The sequence below is a fragment of the Streptomyces sp. NPDC055099 genome, from assembly GCF_053607685.1.
The window spans coordinates 382,044-395,033 of the sequence record NZ_JBSGUA010000004.1; the positions used below are offsets into that span (position 1 = coordinate 382,044).

Genomic DNA, 12,990 nt, shown 5'->3' on the forward strand with positions numbered 1-12,990 from the left:
ACGGTCGCGCCCATGAGCGAACACATCCTGTACACGAAGCTGGTCGGGCTGCTCGACGAGCGGGGCGCGGCGTACCGCGTCATCGAGCACGAGGCGGAGGGCGCCACGGAGGCGGTGAGCGCGCTGCGGGGCAACACGCTGCAGCAGGCCGCCAAGTGCATCGTGGTGATGGTGAAGATCGGCAAGAAGACGAAGCGGTACGTGCTCGCCGTGGTGCCCGGCGACCGCCGTGTCGACCTGAACGCCGTCAAGCAGCTCCTGGGCGGGACGTACGCGGGCTTCGCGACGCACGAGGCGGCCGAGCGGCTCGCGGGCAGTGTGAGCGGCACGATCCTGCCGTTCTCCTTCGAACCCGAGCTCGAACTGGTCGTGGACCCGGCGCTGCTCGCCCACGAAGAGATCTTCTTCAACGCGGCCCGCCTGGACCGTTCGCTGGCGCTGCGGACCGCGGACTACGTGGCGATCGCGGAGCCGCGTACGGCGGAGATCGCGCAGCAGGCGGCGTAGCGACCGGAGCTGTAGCGCCGAAGGGGCGACCGGGTTTCCCCGGTCGCCCCTCGTGTCGCTGCCTGTCGGTCGCCTAGTGGCGGACCGTCACGGCTTGGGCTCGGCGTGCGGTGCGCACGTCACGTCCTTGCTGTCCACCTTGCCGGTCAGCAGGTAGGTGTCGACACGCTCGTTGAGGCACGGGTTGGCCAGGTTCGTGATGCCGTGCGAGCCGGCGTCCTTCTCCGTGATCAGACGCGAGCCCTTGAACCGCTTGTGAAGCTCGACGGCGCCCCCGTACGGGGTTGCCGCGTCACGCGTCGCCTGCGCGATGAGCACGGGCGGCAGACCCTTGCCGGTCTTGACCTCGACGGGCTCGTGCTGCTTGCTCGACCAGGTCGCGCAGGGCAGGTTCATCCAGGCGTTGGCCCACGTCATGAACGGGTTGTCGCGGTGGATGCGGGTGTTGTCCCGGTCCCACTTCTTCCAGCTGGTCGGCCACTTGGCGTCCGCGCACTCGACGGCCGTGTAGACGGCGTTGCTGTTCTCCGACGCGATGTTGCCCGCGGTGTCCGACAGGTCGGGGCTGGCTGCCTCGATCAGCGGCTTGGGGTCACCGGCGACGTACTTGCTGAAGTTCGTCGCGATCCCGACCCACGCGGAGTCGTAGTACGGGGCGCTCTGGAAGTAGGCGATGAGCTCGGCGGGGCCGACGACTCCGCCCAGCGGCTCCTTCTTCGCGGCGGCACGCAGCTTGTCCCAGTTCTTGGCGACCTTGTCCGCGGTGTCCCCGAGGTGGAAGGTGGCGTCGTACTTGGCGACCCACTTCATCCAGTCCTTGAGACGGACCTCGAAGGCGACGTCCTGGTCGAGGTTGGCCTCGTACCAGATCTTCTCCTTCGACGGGTTGACCACCGAGTCCAAGAGCATGCGGCGCACGTGCGTCGGGAAGAGCGTGCCGTAGACCGCGCCGAGGTAGGTGCCGTAGGAGACGCCGAGGAAGTTCAGCTTCTTCTCGCCGAGCGCGGCCCGGATGACGTCCAGGTCGCGTGCGGTGTTCGGCGTCGTCATGTGCGGCAGCATCTCGCCGCTGCGCTCGGCGCAGCCGTCCGCGTACTCGGCGGCGAGCTTGCGCTGGGCGCGCTTGTCCGCCTCGGAGTCCGGCACCGGGTCGAGCTTGGGGGCCTTGACGAACTCCTGCGGGTCCACACAGGAGATGGGCGCCGAGTGACCGACGCCGCGCGGCTCGAAGCCCACGAAGTCGTACGCCTTCGCCGTCTTCTCCCAGAGCTTGGCCTTGGTGACCACGCGGTTGGGGAAGCGGAGACCGGAGGCGCCGGGGCCGCCGGGGTTGTAGAGGAGAGCGCCCTGGCGCTCCTTCTTCGTCCCGGTGCTGCCGACGCGGTCGACGGCGAGCTTGATCTTCTTGCCGTTGGGCTTGGCGTAATCGAGCGGGACGGTGACCCAGCCGCACTTGATGGCCTTGTCCAGACCCCAGTCGTCGGGGCACGTCTGCCAGTCGATGCCGGCCTTGGCGGCACGCTGCGCGGCGAGCGCGACACCGCGCGCCTCGGAGCTGGTCCGCTGGCGGGCGTCAGCGCTGCCGCTGCCCTGACGGGCGTCGGCATTGGCGACCGGTGCCATGATCGCGCCCGCTATGAGCGAGCCCGTGATCAGCGTGCCGGCTGCGCCGAATGCTGTGGTGCGTCTCAACTGGTTCCTCCCCCTGTCGATTTGCCTGTCGATTTTCGAACAGTAGGAGGATCCTGTCGGTCTTCGGGTTCAGTGCGACAGACGCAGCCGGGGTTTCTTTACCAATCCGATAACCGGGTCGGTTTAACCGGTGAGCGGTTCGTCCAGGTAAGAGGCCCAATCCCCTGAGGAATCAGGCCTCGACCACTGCATGCGTGTCTAACTGAGTGACTACGTCTCCGGAGGGCGCCGGAAAATGTCGTCCATGACGGTTGCCCCGGTCTGGATCACCGGACGGAGCTGCTTCCGGTACACGGTCTCGGTCGTGACCTGGCTGGAGTGACCCACCAACCGCGAAATCTCCTCAATCGGCACTCCGTTGTCGGAGAGGATCGACACGAAGGACGTACGGGTCTCTCGCGTAGTCCACTCGTGAGGTTCGATCTTGACCCCCTGAGCCTTAACCCGCCCGAGGACTCGGCGGAACTCGTGTCGCACGTTCGTCGCGTCCAACTGCGTACCGACAGCCGAGGCGAACACGAGCCCGTTCTCCTGCCACTTGGCACCCGCGGCCTGGCGTTGCAGGTCCTGACGCTCCCGCTGAACCTTGAGAGCATCGATGGCCCGTCCGGGCAGGGCCAGCGTGCGACGGGACTTCCGGGTCTTGGTGTCCCCCGTACGCCGGACCGAACGCCACACCGCGATGTGTGGAGGGACCGCGGGCACCGCGTCCGGATCACCCTCCAAGTCCACGTGCTCCCAGCGCAGTGGGCGGAGTTCTTCGGTACGGCCCCCGGTGAGCAGCGACACGACGATGTACGCGTAGAGCCGTGAGTCCTCCGCCGCGACGAGAATCCCCTCAGCCTGCGCCAGAGACAAGGACTTCGAGGGGCGCCCAGGCTGTCCCTCCGGCACATCGCACAGCTCAACTACATTGCGTTTCACTTTGTCCCGCGCCATGGCTCGCTTCACGGAGCGGTTCAGACAAGCACGCACCATCGTGAGCGAGGACGTACTGAGGACTGCAGCCTTCTTCTGTAACCACCTGTCCACATCGTCGGCACTGAGGTCGCGCAGCTTCCTTGCTCCAAGATCGGGGATCAGGTGATTCTTACAGAGGCTCCGGTAGGTGCCGAGGGTGCTGCGCTCGTCCCGCCCAGGGAGACCGTAGGTGAGCCAGTTGGTCACGGCGTCCTTGACCGTGTAGTCGGTGGGCGCGATGGCGAGCCCGTCTTCGTAGTCGCGCAGCACCTCCTTGAGCTTGTTCTTGGCTGCTGTCTTCGTCGTGCCACTCGCCCGCTTCACGATCCGCTTGCCGCTTGAGTCATGGCCGAGGCTCGCGGTGGCGATCCAGCGTTGCCGCTTGGCGTCCCAATGGAGGCCGCCGTCACCCCTACTGCGTCGCTTCGTCATCAGGCCGCCTCCACGAGCCGTTCCCGGATGTAGTCCTGGATCGAGCTTTCGGGGATGCGGCGGGCGCGCCCCTCGGTGATGGAGACGAGGCGCTTGGAACGGATCAGGTCGTAGACCTTGGAGCGTCCGAGCTTGAGTCGCGCCATGACCTCCGGGACGGTGAGGAGTTGGGCGGTTGTGGTGGTCATGCTGCGGCTCCTTCCGGTCCATGTTGGTCTTGCAGGGCTTCGCGTGCGGTTTCGCGGTTGGTGCGGATGTCTTCGGCGATCCCGGCGGCGAGCCAGGATTCTCCGGGGGTGTATCCGTGTCCGGCATAGCTCCAGTGCGCGAGGACCAGGGTGGTGTCCGGGTCGGGCAGGCCGAGGGCTTGGCGTTGTTGGTCGGCGCGGTAGTCGGCGCGGACCTGTCGGCGTTCGGTGAAGGTCGAGGAGTAGGCGCGGGACTTGGTCAGGAAGTGGCCGCGGAAACCGAGCATGTGCGCCCAGCGTGCGAACATCCGTTTCGGGTAGACGCGTTGGAGCTCCGAACAGGCCAGCATCAGGCGCCGGATGTGGTCGGGCACGGGCAGAGTGGCAGGGTCTTGGCCCATGCCGGAGCCTTCGCAGGTGCGGCAGTAGACCGGGGTACCGTCCGCGTGCTGGATGGTGGGGAAGCCGCCAGAGCCCCGGCAGGTGGCGCAGTACACGGCGCGGTCAGTGGCACCGGTAGATTCGGCTGCTTTGGTGGCGTACTTGGCGACGTACGCGGCGACCTTGCCTTCGTTGATGTCGTCGGTGGCGAACGCGGTGATGGGCCGGACATCGAGCACCGCACCCCAGGACAGATCACGGGCGGGCTGCTCGGAAACGGCGGGCACGCGGACCGTGGTGTACGGGTGGTGGTGGGCTGCGGCGATGGCGTCGGTCAGCAGGTCGAGCGTGGCCCAGGCCGGGGGCGGGCTGGCAGAGCCTTCGGGTCCGTCGAGGCGGATCACGGCATGGAAGTGGATGGCGCCGCGGTTCTGGAATTCGGCGACCTTGCCGTACGACAGCCGGGCTACGTCGGCGAACTCCCGTTGGGTGAGTCCGGCGCGTAAGGCGATCTCACGGCGGAGCCGGTTGATGAAGCGGTGCCACAGGTCCCCGGCATGGTTGTTGAACAGCACCGCCCCCGTGTAGTCGTACGTGCTCGGGTTGAGCGCCGTGCCCAGGGCCGGATCATCGTCGCGGTGGCGGGTTCCGCAGCGGCAGCGGCCGGTATCGGGCTGGTTGTGGACGGGCCCGAACGAGGGGGCGGTCAGGGTCAGGAAGACGCGGGGGCGCTCGCGCACGGTGGCAGGGATGTGCATGGCGTCATCGCCGCACAGACCCGCACGGATCAACCGGAAGGCGTCCCCGGCATACAGGTAGGAGCAGGGCGCACAGCGCGAAGCACGGCGGTTTCCGCAGGCGACCCGGAGCCGTCCGCCAGGCTGGTCGTCACTGGTGGTGTGGTGCAGCAGTCTGCCGGTGGTCTTGTCCTGGGTCCTGGTCCAGCCGGTCAGGTGGATGGGGTTGGCGCAGCCTCCAGTACGGCGGATCTGCTCGCGCCAGCTGTCGAAGTCGGGGGCGGAAGCCACCCGCAGCAGATCGCCGAGGGTGACCGGATCGAGGCCCGCCAGGGTGGCCGTGTCGCTCATCAGTGACCCTCCCTGACATGGGCGAGGCCGTGAAAGTAGGTGTAGTCCTGCACGAGCGCCCAGGCATCGGGGTCTCCGTCGGCGGTAGCCGTGTCACCACAGCCGCAGACGTAGGAGCCCGTGGCCGGGGCGTACGGGGACGGCTTGACGACGTGCAGGCCGGGGCTGTCCGACGTCGGGGTGAGGTCAGTCATGGGCCACCCCGACTGCCTCAGTGAGGAGGGGAGCCGACAGGAGGCCGTCAGGTGGGGTCCACAGCCCGCGGGCGCCAGGCCAGGGAAGCGGCTCGGACAGCCGCACCACGTCGGTGAGTTTCCAGTGCCACTGACCAGGAACGGACCACAGGGTGCAGTAGCCGTCCGGGGCGTGGCAGTCAACAAGCCTGGCCACGGCGATCACGGCGCCTGTGGGTTGTGGCCGACTCAGGAACGGCCGGGCCAGCGGGGCGTTCCTGGCGTGGCGGTCCTGGGTGAGTCCGGCATGAATAAGGAGCAGGCCGCGGTAGCCGGTGGGCCACGTGCGGTTTTCGATCTTCTTAGTGCCATACGCGATGGCCGAGGCCCAGGGCTGCCACAGGGTGAGGGCCTGAATAGCGGGCAGTGTGCTCATGGCGTCACCGCCGCAGGGTCCTTGGCTATGTCGTCCAGGACCTGTGCTGCTTGGGCGGCCTGGGTGGCGAGTTCGCGTAGGGCATCAGCGGTGCCGGGAACGGCGATAAGGGAGATGTCGATCAGGCCGCTGCCGATTCGCAGGCTGACGAACGCCTCGCCGGGGGCGCGGTTGCCGAAGATGATGAGCCGGGTCGGGGTGTCGGCTTCGAGGTGAGCGGTAAGGGTGGCGGTGTTCATGCCGTCACCCCCGCCGGGGCCGTGGTGGTGCGGCGGACGGGGAGGGTTCCGGTGCCGCGGCAGGCCGGGCAGTCGGCGGTGATGGTGTGCAGGTGGCCCGCGGCGTTGCGACCGCCCAGGGTAATGGCGACGGAGGCGAAGCCGTCGCAGTCCGGGCAGATCCGGGCAGCGGCAGGAGTGCGGTCGGGCATGATGGGACTTCCTTCCGGTTCATTTGGTCGGGTAGGGGCTGTGCCGTCCGGGGCGGACGAGACTTGGCGGTTGAGGCCGCCCCGGGGGCCGGTCAGCGTCGGTCGTTCATGAGCGAGCGGATGACCACGGCGAGCAGGGCCAGTGATCCGGCCGTGATGGCGATGGCCAGGAACATCGAGGTCAGCAGCAGCCCGCCGACGACGAGCCCGGCAACGACCAGGACGGGGTTGCTCTTGACCAGCTCGACCGCGGCCGACGTGCGGGCCAGGGGCACAGGTTGAAGTGCCGGGGCGGGGGTGCGGTCGGTGGCCGGGGGCACGGCGGTGGTGATCGTGGGGTAGGTGTCCGGGGTCGGGTACTTGGGCTTGAACATCGGTGGATCTCCCTTCTGGATTGGGTTACTTGACCTGGGTGTCGCTGAGCGGGGCGAAGATGCTGTCGGACAGCAGGTAGCCCCCGAGCAGGAGCAGGGCGACGAGCCAGAGCGGCGGCCGGAAGAGCTTGACGCCGAGGTAGCCGACGACCGCGAGTGCGAGCCAGAGCGGAACGGTCATGACGGGTCACTCCTTTCAGGCGAGTTGGAGGGTGATGGCCTCAGCCATCGGAGCGGGCACACCCAGGCGGGCACGCAGGGTGGTGGAGTCGATCGGCTCACCGGTCGAGGCGCGGTGGGCATCGGCGATCTTCTGGGCGCGGTCGGCGAGCGCGGGCGGAACCTTCACCGCAGGCACAGCAGCGGGAAGTTCGGGGGCAGGCTCGGGGATATCGAGCGGCTCGACCAGCGGTGCGGGCTCGGCAGGGGCCGGTTCGGTGGACGCGTCGGGCAGCGGGGCCGGGTCGGGGGCGCGGTCAGGGTGGTGGGCCAGGAGGGTGCCGCCCAGGAAGGCGAGCGCGGGCCACCCGGCAACCAGGAACCGCAACCAGGCCGGGGGCTGTTGGAGGTCGAGGAATCCGGCGGTGGCGACGTTCGCACCGAGCGAGGCGATCAGAGCGACCACGAACCAGAACCAGGCCAAGCGCGGGGTCTGCCCGGCTCGAAGTCGGCGCCACGCCGCGACCAGCAGCAGGTCTACCGAGATCGGGTAGGCCCAGGCTTTCCAGCCGGTCTGTCCGGCCGAGGCGGCGATGTCGTGCAGGTGGGCAAAGGACAGAGCACCGGCGATCACGGCTTGCACGAGGACGGCATCGCAGCGGATCGAGCGGGACATGTCTTCACCTCCTTCGCGTAGTTGGAGCCGGTACCGGGCGGGGTATGGAGGCCAGCCGCCCGGCACCAGCGGTGTTCAGTCGGTGGGGGCTGCACCAGTGCCGAAACAGGCCAAGCAGATGCCGGTCTGCTTACCGACGTCGCGGCGTTGGCGGCCGACGCGGACCGTGATCGGAACCTCTCCGGTGCCCTTGCACGGCTTGCACCTCACGAGCGTGGGCTTGCGAGCCGGGGGCTTCTTCTGGGCCATCTCCGGTCACCGCCTCTGGCGTGCGGCGCCCTCAACGTGCAGACGGGCCTTGGTGACAATCTCGTCCCGATGCGTGATCGCGCGGCCGGTAACGCCGCACGAGCACTGGAAGTTGAAGTAGCCGAACCCGGCGTCGTAGACCTCGGTCTTGTGCTTCCTGCGCAGCAACCTCATGACGGTTCCTCTCTCTGTGATCAGGCATGGCGGGGGTAGGGAGTTGGCGCGAGGCGGTCACGCCGACCGTTGACGGGGTGTGGCTACAGAGCCTTCGCGGGCGCCGGGACCTCGGTGCGGGCCGGGCGGAAGGGGCGCAGGGCCGGGATCATGGGGGCCAGGTGGGCGTACTGGCGGCACACCGTGGCCACCTCGCCCAAGCTGGTCTTGGGGGTGCGGATCCGGGTCCAGCCACCCGAGGTGTCCCCGGCAATCGCGGTACCGCGGCGCTCCGGGGCGATAGCGGTAGCGGCCGGTACGGCGAGATCGCTGATGTCGCCCAGACCCATTTCCGCAGTCTGCTTGTCGTTGCAGCGGTGCACCACACGCCCGGTGAGCTGGGCACGCAGAGCGGTGGCGCCCTTGCCGAGATCGGTGCCGAAGCGCTGCGCGTTCACTTCCAGGTAGATACCGACCGCACGAGCCAACTGGGCCAGGCGCACGAGCTGGGTGACGACGTGGTCACGGCGCTTGCGGTCATCGGTGGAGACCACGAAGAACAGCTCGGCGATCTCATCAATCAAGACCACGATCGGCGTCGGGCGCAGGTGCTTGGGCAGACCCCAGATGTCGGACGTGATGTCTTCCAGCGGGGTGCTGGGGTCGATGCCCTGATGCAGGCACAGCAGGTCGAAGCGCTCTTCCATCTCCGTCACCAGGGCATTAAGCAGCCCCTGTGCCTGCTCCGGGTCGGTGGCCAGTGCGGAGAGACGTTCCGCGAACGGCGCCTGCTCCACACCGCGCTTGCAGTCGATCCCGACGAGCGCCACATCCAGCGGGGCGAGCGCCTTGATCAGACACCGCTGGTACATCGACTTACCCGAGTCGCTGGCGCCCAGCGTCAACGCGTGCGGGATCTGCCGGTAGTCGCGGACGAAGGGCCGACCGTCCTCGCGCAGGGCCACCACCGCGGACAGCGGACCGGGCGCCAGCCGACGCGGCATACGGACCCGAGACAGGAGGTCAAAGCCGGTCATGCGCAGCTCGACCACACCAGGTTTGAGTTCGGCGACATGCACCGAGTACACGCGCCAGGCATGCCGCAGGCGTTCAGCCGACTTGACCACATCGTCCGGGGCCAGACCCGCCGCCAGATGAAGCCGCAGCCGCAGGCCGGTAGTGGTCGGGGCAATCCCCCGGACCTTCGGGACGCCGGGCCGCGACTCTTCATGGCTGGTCACGTTCCTGGCCAGCACCCTCCACCAGGGCGGGGAGACCGTCAGCTCACAGGCTTCCATGGTCTGGCGGTAGGAGGAGAAGATCCGGTACAGGGCGGCCGGAAGGCCGAACAGAGACCAGTACACGGCCGGAGCCTTGGCCCGTGCTATCAGGGCCACCAGCACCACCAGGGCGGCGAGCACTAAGAGTTCGGTCATCGCGATCAGCCCTTGCCGTTGGCCATGGCCGGAACCTGAGCGGCCATCACGGCGGTCGCACGGTAGGTGATGCCGTGCCCGTACTCGTTCTCCCACGGGCGGCCGAACGGCTCGACCAACGTCACCTGCGTCCCCGGCACCAGACCGTCAGCGATCCCTGACTCGGGGATGGTGAAGGTGTCCACGTCCGGCTTGCCGTCGATGTTGATCAGGGCGACGTTGACGCTCATCAGCAGTTCGCCCGTGTTCGTGTCGTACGCCTTCTCTTCCGTCTTCTTGTTCTTCAACTTCGGCTCCGGAGCCTGCATCAACATCACAGACGTCCAGCGCTCCGGGTTCAGAGGCAGGAGACGCATAGCGGTCACTCCTTGATCGAAAGGAAGCGTCAACTCGCAAGTGGCTCAAGCCAGTTGACCTGACATGGTTCAGTGAACTGGCTTGAGCCAGTTGCGTCAACCCCTCCGAGCGAACTGGCTTGAGCCACCCGCTATGGTGGTGGCAGTCAGAAACGGGAGAGTGGATGTCAGGGCGAGACGAAGACAAGAGGCCTGCAAGTAGGCGAATTGCGGATGAACTGCGCGAAGCGATCGAGGCTGGCCAGTACGCGCCAGGGGAGAAGCTGCCATCCAGCCGTCAGCTAGCGGAGCGCTACGGAGTGGTCCGAAACACGATCGATGCCGCGACGGAAATCCTGAATCAGGAAGGGCTCGTAACGACCGAACATGGTCGAGGCTCCTTCGTCCGCAAGCGGCAGCCTCTTATCCGACTGGGCAGCGACCGCTATTCGCCGAAGTACCGCGAGAGCGGGCTGTCCCCCTTCTTGGTCGAATGTTCCAAGCAAGGGAAGACCGGCCGATTTGAAGTGCTAGGCATTGAGCGAGTCAAGCCGGACAGTGACCTAGCGAACCGACTTAAAGTCTCCCACAAAACTAAGTCGGTACTTCGCCGTGAGAACGTTTTTCATGCTGGCGATGATCCTGTCTATCGCGTCACAACTTGGATTCCGTGGAGCATTGCTCAAGGTACTGGACTCGTCGAAGAGGAGGTTCCCCACCAGTATGGGATTCACGGAGTCTTTGAGGACCAAGGGCATGTAATGGAGCGCATCAACGATGAGGTGACCGCGCGCATGCCCACCCCCACGGAGGCTGAGTACCTGCAACTACCGGGAGGTGTGCCAGTCATCGAGGTGCTACACACCAGCATTGATCAAGATGGCGAGCCGTACGAGTTGACCAAGTTCGTCATGCGTGCCGACATGAACGGACTGGTTTACAACGTTCCCATTGAGTGACGCCCAGCCAAGGAGTAGCAGCCATGCCCAGTGACGCACTGCGTGAAACCTTGATCAGGCCCCGGATAGACAAAGATATTCCGGGTGCCGCCGCAGCACTCGTTGATGTCCATTCCTCCGATGGCTATCCAGTAGAGGGGGTGGAGCGCCCCGAGGAGTGGCTTAGGCCTAGCGGTTTGATTCAAAGCTGGGTTGCCGAGCTGGCAGAAAATATCGTCGGGCATGTGTGCATCACGCGCGGACAAGGTGAAGCGGCAGTAAACCTCTTCCTTGAGCGAAGCAAAAAGTCCAAGGATGAAGTGGCCGTAATGGCAAGGCTGTTTGTCGTTCCGGAAGCGCGGCGAAACTCCACCGGCGAACGTCTCGCGCGGGCGGCCGTTGCTTACGCCCAGAAGCACGGGCTCGTACTCGTCGGCGACGTCATGACCAAGGACGCTTCCGCGATCCGACTCTATGAGCGGCTTGGCTGCCAGTTCATCGGCACGACCAGGCACAACTATGGCGAAGGCCAGGAGACCCCTGCACTCTGCTTCGTCGCGCCAACAGGCTGACGCGTAGCAGGACTTAGCAGCAGTGTGAGCACTAACAGTGTGCCTTTGCACCTTTGCCGGGTCCGTTCGATCTTCGTTCAACGGCCGCCAGATGCCTGGCCGTTGTCCTCGTTATCGACCGGCGTGCCGACCTCACCCGTACCGCCGCAGCCATCGCATGTCACGGTCGTCTCGTTACCCGCGTCGTCCCGGAGCGTGATCGTGCCACCGACGCAGTTGCCGCACTTCGGCACTCGATCCTCCAGGAGCCGCTGGGTCAGGTTGAGCAGACGGCTGTACCGCCAATCGTGTTGAAGCATCGGGATGTGCTCGCGATCGACCCAACCCACGTCAGCCTCACCCAGCCTTTCACCTTCACCTTTGAAGGTAGCGGCAAACGGGGCTCCGCGGGAGCCTGCCGTGAAGCGGGGCGCTCCTTGAGCCCGTATCGCGCGGACAGACTTTCCCTACATCATCAAGGGCTCGCCCCGCTCGCCGGCCGTCGTACCGCCAGGATCGCCGACACTGCCCATGCCCGCGGGCCAACGTCCACGGGGACGCGGGTTCGACGGCATCGCGCCGCCGCCACGATCCGGCCTCTGAAGAGGGAAAAGACCAAGAGCCACAACATGGCCTAGTCGCATACGTACAGGCAGAACCCATAGACCCCAAAAACCAAAGGCCTAACAGAGTTAGGTCGATTCGCAGGGAATCGTGAGCCGCACAGAGTGCGTCGGCGCCGGATGGCCGCCGACGCGCACGCCCTTCGCATGTCTCCGCCAGCGGGTCGCACGCGTCGTCGCCCATCCGCACCCACAAGGGGAGAAGAGCAAGCATGGGGCAAGGGGGAAGAGCCGTACAGGCAAAAGACGCTTTGTGCTTACAAACCGAGGCCGGATCGTGGCGGCGACGCGATGCCGTCGAACCCGCTCCCATGGACGAGGCCCGTCGGCTGAGGCGGTCGGCTCCACGGCTTTACGCAGCCACCATGGGGCGAGCCTCGAAGATCATGGCCCCACCGTCGTGCTTTACCGGGCAGGTCCAAAGACCGCCCGACTCGCGATGAGCTTACGGGGCCATGATCACTCACCCCATGGCAGCTCCCGCCCAAAGCCGCTCCACCGACCTAGGCATTCGACGCAAGGTGTATTTAAATGCACCAGTATGGATGAGGGTATGGCTGCCGTGATCGCTGGATTAGCGTCCATGGTTGGCGCGCTTGGTGGAGCCATTGCAGGAGGAATGGCAGCAGTCAGAGGGACCCGCGCCGGGGCAGAAACAAGCGCTCAAGCGCTCCGTCAACAAGTGCAAGACCAGGCAGCGACTGAGCATGCACACTGGCTCCGGGCCCAACGCAGAGAGGCATACGATGCATACATCGCCGCTGCGCAGTCCGTAGGGGTAGAGATCGAAAAGTACACGCTATATCCAATTCGCGCTGATGCGAATGAATTACAAAATGCAACTAGTCAACTAGCGAACATCCGCAGCAGGGTCACTCTAATCGGCTCCAAAGAAACCAGTAAGGCGGCTCGCGATCTTCTGGGTTCCGCGCAGCGTGCTAAGAATACCGTCCTCAGTGCATCGCCGAGAGCGAGAAGCGTTCGACACGTCAGGGCACGGAACCTAGCGGCGACGGATTTCCTCGAAAAGTACAGTCTCTTTGTCGCGGCAGCTCGCTCCGAATTAGGAGTCGACTGAGAAGTTGTTACAGCACTTCCTTGAAGCATCATTCGGAAGAGAGTTCCGTGGGGCGACCGCACGAGCCTGGCACACGGGCGGTGTGCTCAGGAGCGTTCATAGGTCTCGGCGCACCGCAGCGAAGTACGACA

18 protein-coding genes are annotated in these 12,990 nt (G+C 66.0%); 3 read left to right on the forward strand and 15 right to left on the reverse strand.

Translation table 11 applies throughout. The annotated features are described in order from the left end of the window. The first annotated feature begins 12 nt into the window (after positions 1-12). Positions 13-507 (forward strand): YbaK/EbsC family protein, encoded by a 495-nt coding sequence (locus ACWFRU_RS13135; protein WP_453686314.1) that lies wholly within the window; start codon positions 13-15, stop codon positions 505-507. Between the two features lie 87 nt (positions 508-594). On the opposite strand, the gene ACWFRU_RS13140 is transcribed toward ACWFRU_RS13135, so the two are convergent. From ACWFRU_RS13140 to ACWFRU_RS13205, 14 genes are all read right to left on the reverse strand, one after another. Then, entirely contained in the window at positions 595-2,199 is a 1,605-nt protein-coding gene (locus ACWFRU_RS13140) for an alpha/beta hydrolase (RefSeq protein ID WP_453686316.1), read from the reverse strand. Positions 2,200-2,409: 210 nt separating this feature from the next. Further along, entirely contained in the window at positions 2,410-3,591 is a 1,182-nt protein-coding gene (locus tag ACWFRU_RS13145; RefSeq protein WP_453686318.1) for a site-specific integrase, read from the reverse strand. Then, the gene (locus ACWFRU_RS13150; protein WP_453686320.1) at positions 3,591-3,779 is read right to left on the reverse strand and encodes a helix-turn-helix domain-containing protein; all 189 of its coding nucleotides are present in this window, start codon (positions 3,777-3,779) and stop codon (positions 3,591-3,593) included. The genes ACWFRU_RS13145 and ACWFRU_RS13150 overlap by 1 nt, the downstream gene beginning before the upstream one ends. Then, the gene (locus tag ACWFRU_RS13155; protein ID WP_453686322.1) at positions 3,776-5,248 is read right to left on the reverse strand and encodes a replication initiator; all 1,473 of its coding nucleotides are present in this window, start codon (positions 5,246-5,248) and stop codon (positions 3,776-3,778) included. The genes ACWFRU_RS13150 and ACWFRU_RS13155 overlap by 4 nt, the downstream gene beginning before the upstream one ends. Beyond that, positions 5,248-5,442 carry a hypothetical protein gene (locus ACWFRU_RS13160; RefSeq protein WP_453686324.1) on the reverse strand — a complete coding sequence of 65 codons (195 nt, stop codon included), beginning with the start codon at positions 5,440-5,442 and terminating at the stop codon, positions 5,248-5,250. Before ACWFRU_RS13160 ends, ACWFRU_RS13155 begins: the two co-directional genes overlap by 1 nt. Then, positions 5,435-5,857 carry an ASCH domain-containing protein gene (locus tag ACWFRU_RS13165; RefSeq protein WP_453686326.1) on the reverse strand — a complete coding sequence of 141 codons (423 nt, stop codon included), beginning with the start codon at positions 5,855-5,857 and terminating at the stop codon, positions 5,435-5,437. Before ACWFRU_RS13165 ends, ACWFRU_RS13160 begins: the two co-directional genes overlap by 8 nt. Next, a complete protein-coding gene (locus ACWFRU_RS13170) occupies positions 5,854-6,096 on the reverse strand; it encodes a hypothetical protein (RefSeq protein WP_453686328.1) in 243 nt (80 codons plus the stop codon). The genes ACWFRU_RS13165 and ACWFRU_RS13170 overlap by 4 nt, the downstream gene beginning before the upstream one ends. Next, positions 6,093-6,287, reverse strand: a complete 195-nt coding sequence (locus ACWFRU_RS13175; RefSeq protein WP_453686330.1) for a hypothetical protein — start codon at positions 6,285-6,287, stop codon at positions 6,093-6,095. The genes ACWFRU_RS13170 and ACWFRU_RS13175 overlap by 4 nt, the downstream gene beginning before the upstream one ends. A 92-nt stretch (positions 6,288-6,379) precedes the next feature. Next, positions 6,380-6,661 carry a SpdD protein gene (locus ACWFRU_RS13180; protein ID WP_453686332.1) on the reverse strand — a complete coding sequence of 94 codons (282 nt, stop codon included), beginning with the start codon at positions 6,659-6,661 and terminating at the stop codon, positions 6,380-6,382. Between the two features lie 25 nt (positions 6,662-6,686). Next, positions 6,687-6,842 carry a hypothetical protein gene (locus ACWFRU_RS13185; RefSeq protein ID WP_453686334.1) on the reverse strand — a complete coding sequence of 52 codons (156 nt, stop codon included), beginning with the start codon at positions 6,840-6,842 and terminating at the stop codon, positions 6,687-6,689. Between the two features lie 15 nt (positions 6,843-6,857). Then, positions 6,858-7,496, reverse strand: coding sequence for a DUF2637 domain-containing protein (locus tag ACWFRU_RS13190; protein WP_453686336.1), 639 nt, complete (start codon positions 7,494-7,496; stop codon positions 6,858-6,860). 255 nt (positions 7,497-7,751) lie between these two features. Then, positions 7,752-7,919 (reverse strand): hypothetical protein, encoded by a 168-nt coding sequence (locus ACWFRU_RS13195; RefSeq protein WP_453686337.1) that lies wholly within the window; start codon positions 7,917-7,919, stop codon positions 7,752-7,754. A gap of 83 nt (positions 7,920-8,002) precedes the next feature. Then, complete coding sequence (locus ACWFRU_RS13200; protein ID WP_453686339.1) at positions 8,003-9,334, reverse strand: FtsK/SpoIIIE domain-containing protein; 1,332 nt, start codon at positions 9,332-9,334, stop codon at positions 8,003-8,005. Positions 9,335-9,339: 5 nt separating this feature from the next. Continuing rightward, a complete protein-coding gene (locus ACWFRU_RS13205) occupies positions 9,340-9,690 on the reverse strand; it encodes a hypothetical protein (protein WP_453686341.1) in 351 nt (116 codons plus the stop codon). A gap of 164 nt (positions 9,691-9,854) precedes the next feature. On the opposite strand from ACWFRU_RS13205, the gene ACWFRU_RS13210 reads away from it, so the two are divergent. Beyond that, positions 9,855-10,628 (forward strand): GntR family transcriptional regulator, encoded by a 774-nt coding sequence (locus tag ACWFRU_RS13210; RefSeq protein WP_453686343.1) that lies wholly within the window; start codon positions 9,855-9,857, stop codon positions 10,626-10,628. 23 nt (positions 10,629-10,651) lie between these two features. Continuing rightward, on the forward strand, positions 10,652-11,179 hold the full coding sequence (locus ACWFRU_RS13215; RefSeq protein WP_453686345.1) for a GNAT family N-acetyltransferase: 528 nt from the start codon (positions 10,652-10,654) through the stop codon (positions 11,177-11,179). 77 nt (positions 11,180-11,256) lie between these two features. Here the strand turns inward: ACWFRU_RS13215 and ACWFRU_RS13220 are convergent, their stop codons facing one another. Continuing rightward, on the reverse strand, positions 11,257-11,508 hold the full coding sequence (locus ACWFRU_RS13220; protein WP_453686347.1) for a hypothetical protein: 252 nt from the start codon (positions 11,506-11,508) through the stop codon (positions 11,257-11,259). Between the last annotated feature and the right edge of the window lie 1,482 nt (positions 11,509-12,990).

Excerpts from the sequence above, each read along its gene's own strand:
- ACWFRU_RS13160 (WP_453686324.1), bottom strand. The coding sequence starts at position 5,442 with ATGACTGACCTCACCCCGACGTCGGACAGCCCCGGCCTGCACGTCGTC.
- ACWFRU_RS13190 (WP_453686336.1), bottom strand. The coding sequence starts at position 7,496 with ATGTCCCGCTCGATCCGCTGCGATGCCGTCCTCGTGCAAGCCGTGATC.
- ACWFRU_RS13135 (WP_453686314.1), top strand. The coding sequence starts at position 13 with ATGAGCGAACACATCCTGTACACGAAGCTGGTCGGGCTGCTCGACGAG.
- ACWFRU_RS13210 (WP_453686343.1), top strand. The coding sequence starts at position 9,855 with ATGTCAGGGCGAGACGAAGACAAGAGGCCTGCAAGTAGGCGAATTGCG.
- ACWFRU_RS13200 (WP_453686339.1), bottom strand. The coding sequence starts at position 9,334 with ATGACCGAACTCTTAGTGCTCGCCGCCCTGGTGGTGCTGGTGGCCCTG.
- ACWFRU_RS13145 (WP_453686318.1), bottom strand. The coding sequence starts at position 3,591 with ATGACGAAGCGACGCAGTAGGGGTGACGGCGGCCTCCATTGGGACGCC.
- ACWFRU_RS13170 (WP_453686328.1), bottom strand. The coding sequence starts at position 6,096 with ATGAACACCGCCACCCTTACCGCTCACCTCGAAGCCGACACCCCGACC.
- ACWFRU_RS13185 (WP_453686334.1), bottom strand. The coding sequence starts at position 6,842 with ATGACCGTTCCGCTCTGGCTCGCACTCGCGGTCGTCGGCTACCTCGGC.
- ACWFRU_RS13215 (WP_453686345.1), top strand. The coding sequence starts at position 10,652 with ATGCCCAGTGACGCACTGCGTGAAACCTTGATCAGGCCCCGGATAGAC.
- ACWFRU_RS13205 (WP_453686341.1), bottom strand. The coding sequence starts at position 9,690 with ATGCGTCTCCTGCCTCTGAACCCGGAGCGCTGGACGTCTGTGATGTTG.
- ACWFRU_RS13195 (WP_453686337.1), bottom strand. The coding sequence starts at position 7,919 with ATGAGGTTGCTGCGCAGGAAGCACAAGACCGAGGTCTACGACGCCGGG.
- ACWFRU_RS13150 (WP_453686320.1), bottom strand. The coding sequence starts at position 3,779 with ATGACCACCACAACCGCCCAACTCCTCACCGTCCCGGAGGTCATGGCG.
- ACWFRU_RS13175 (WP_453686330.1), bottom strand. The coding sequence starts at position 6,287 with ATGCCCGACCGCACTCCTGCCGCTGCCCGGATCTGCCCGGACTGCGAC.
- ACWFRU_RS13155 (WP_453686322.1), bottom strand. The coding sequence starts at position 5,248 with ATGAGCGACACGGCCACCCTGGCGGGCCTCGATCCGGTCACCCTCGGC.
- ACWFRU_RS13180 (WP_453686332.1), bottom strand. The coding sequence starts at position 6,661 with ATGTTCAAGCCCAAGTACCCGACCCCGGACACCTACCCCACGATCACC.
- ACWFRU_RS13165 (WP_453686326.1), bottom strand. The coding sequence starts at position 5,857 with ATGAGCACACTGCCCGCTATTCAGGCCCTCACCCTGTGGCAGCCCTGG.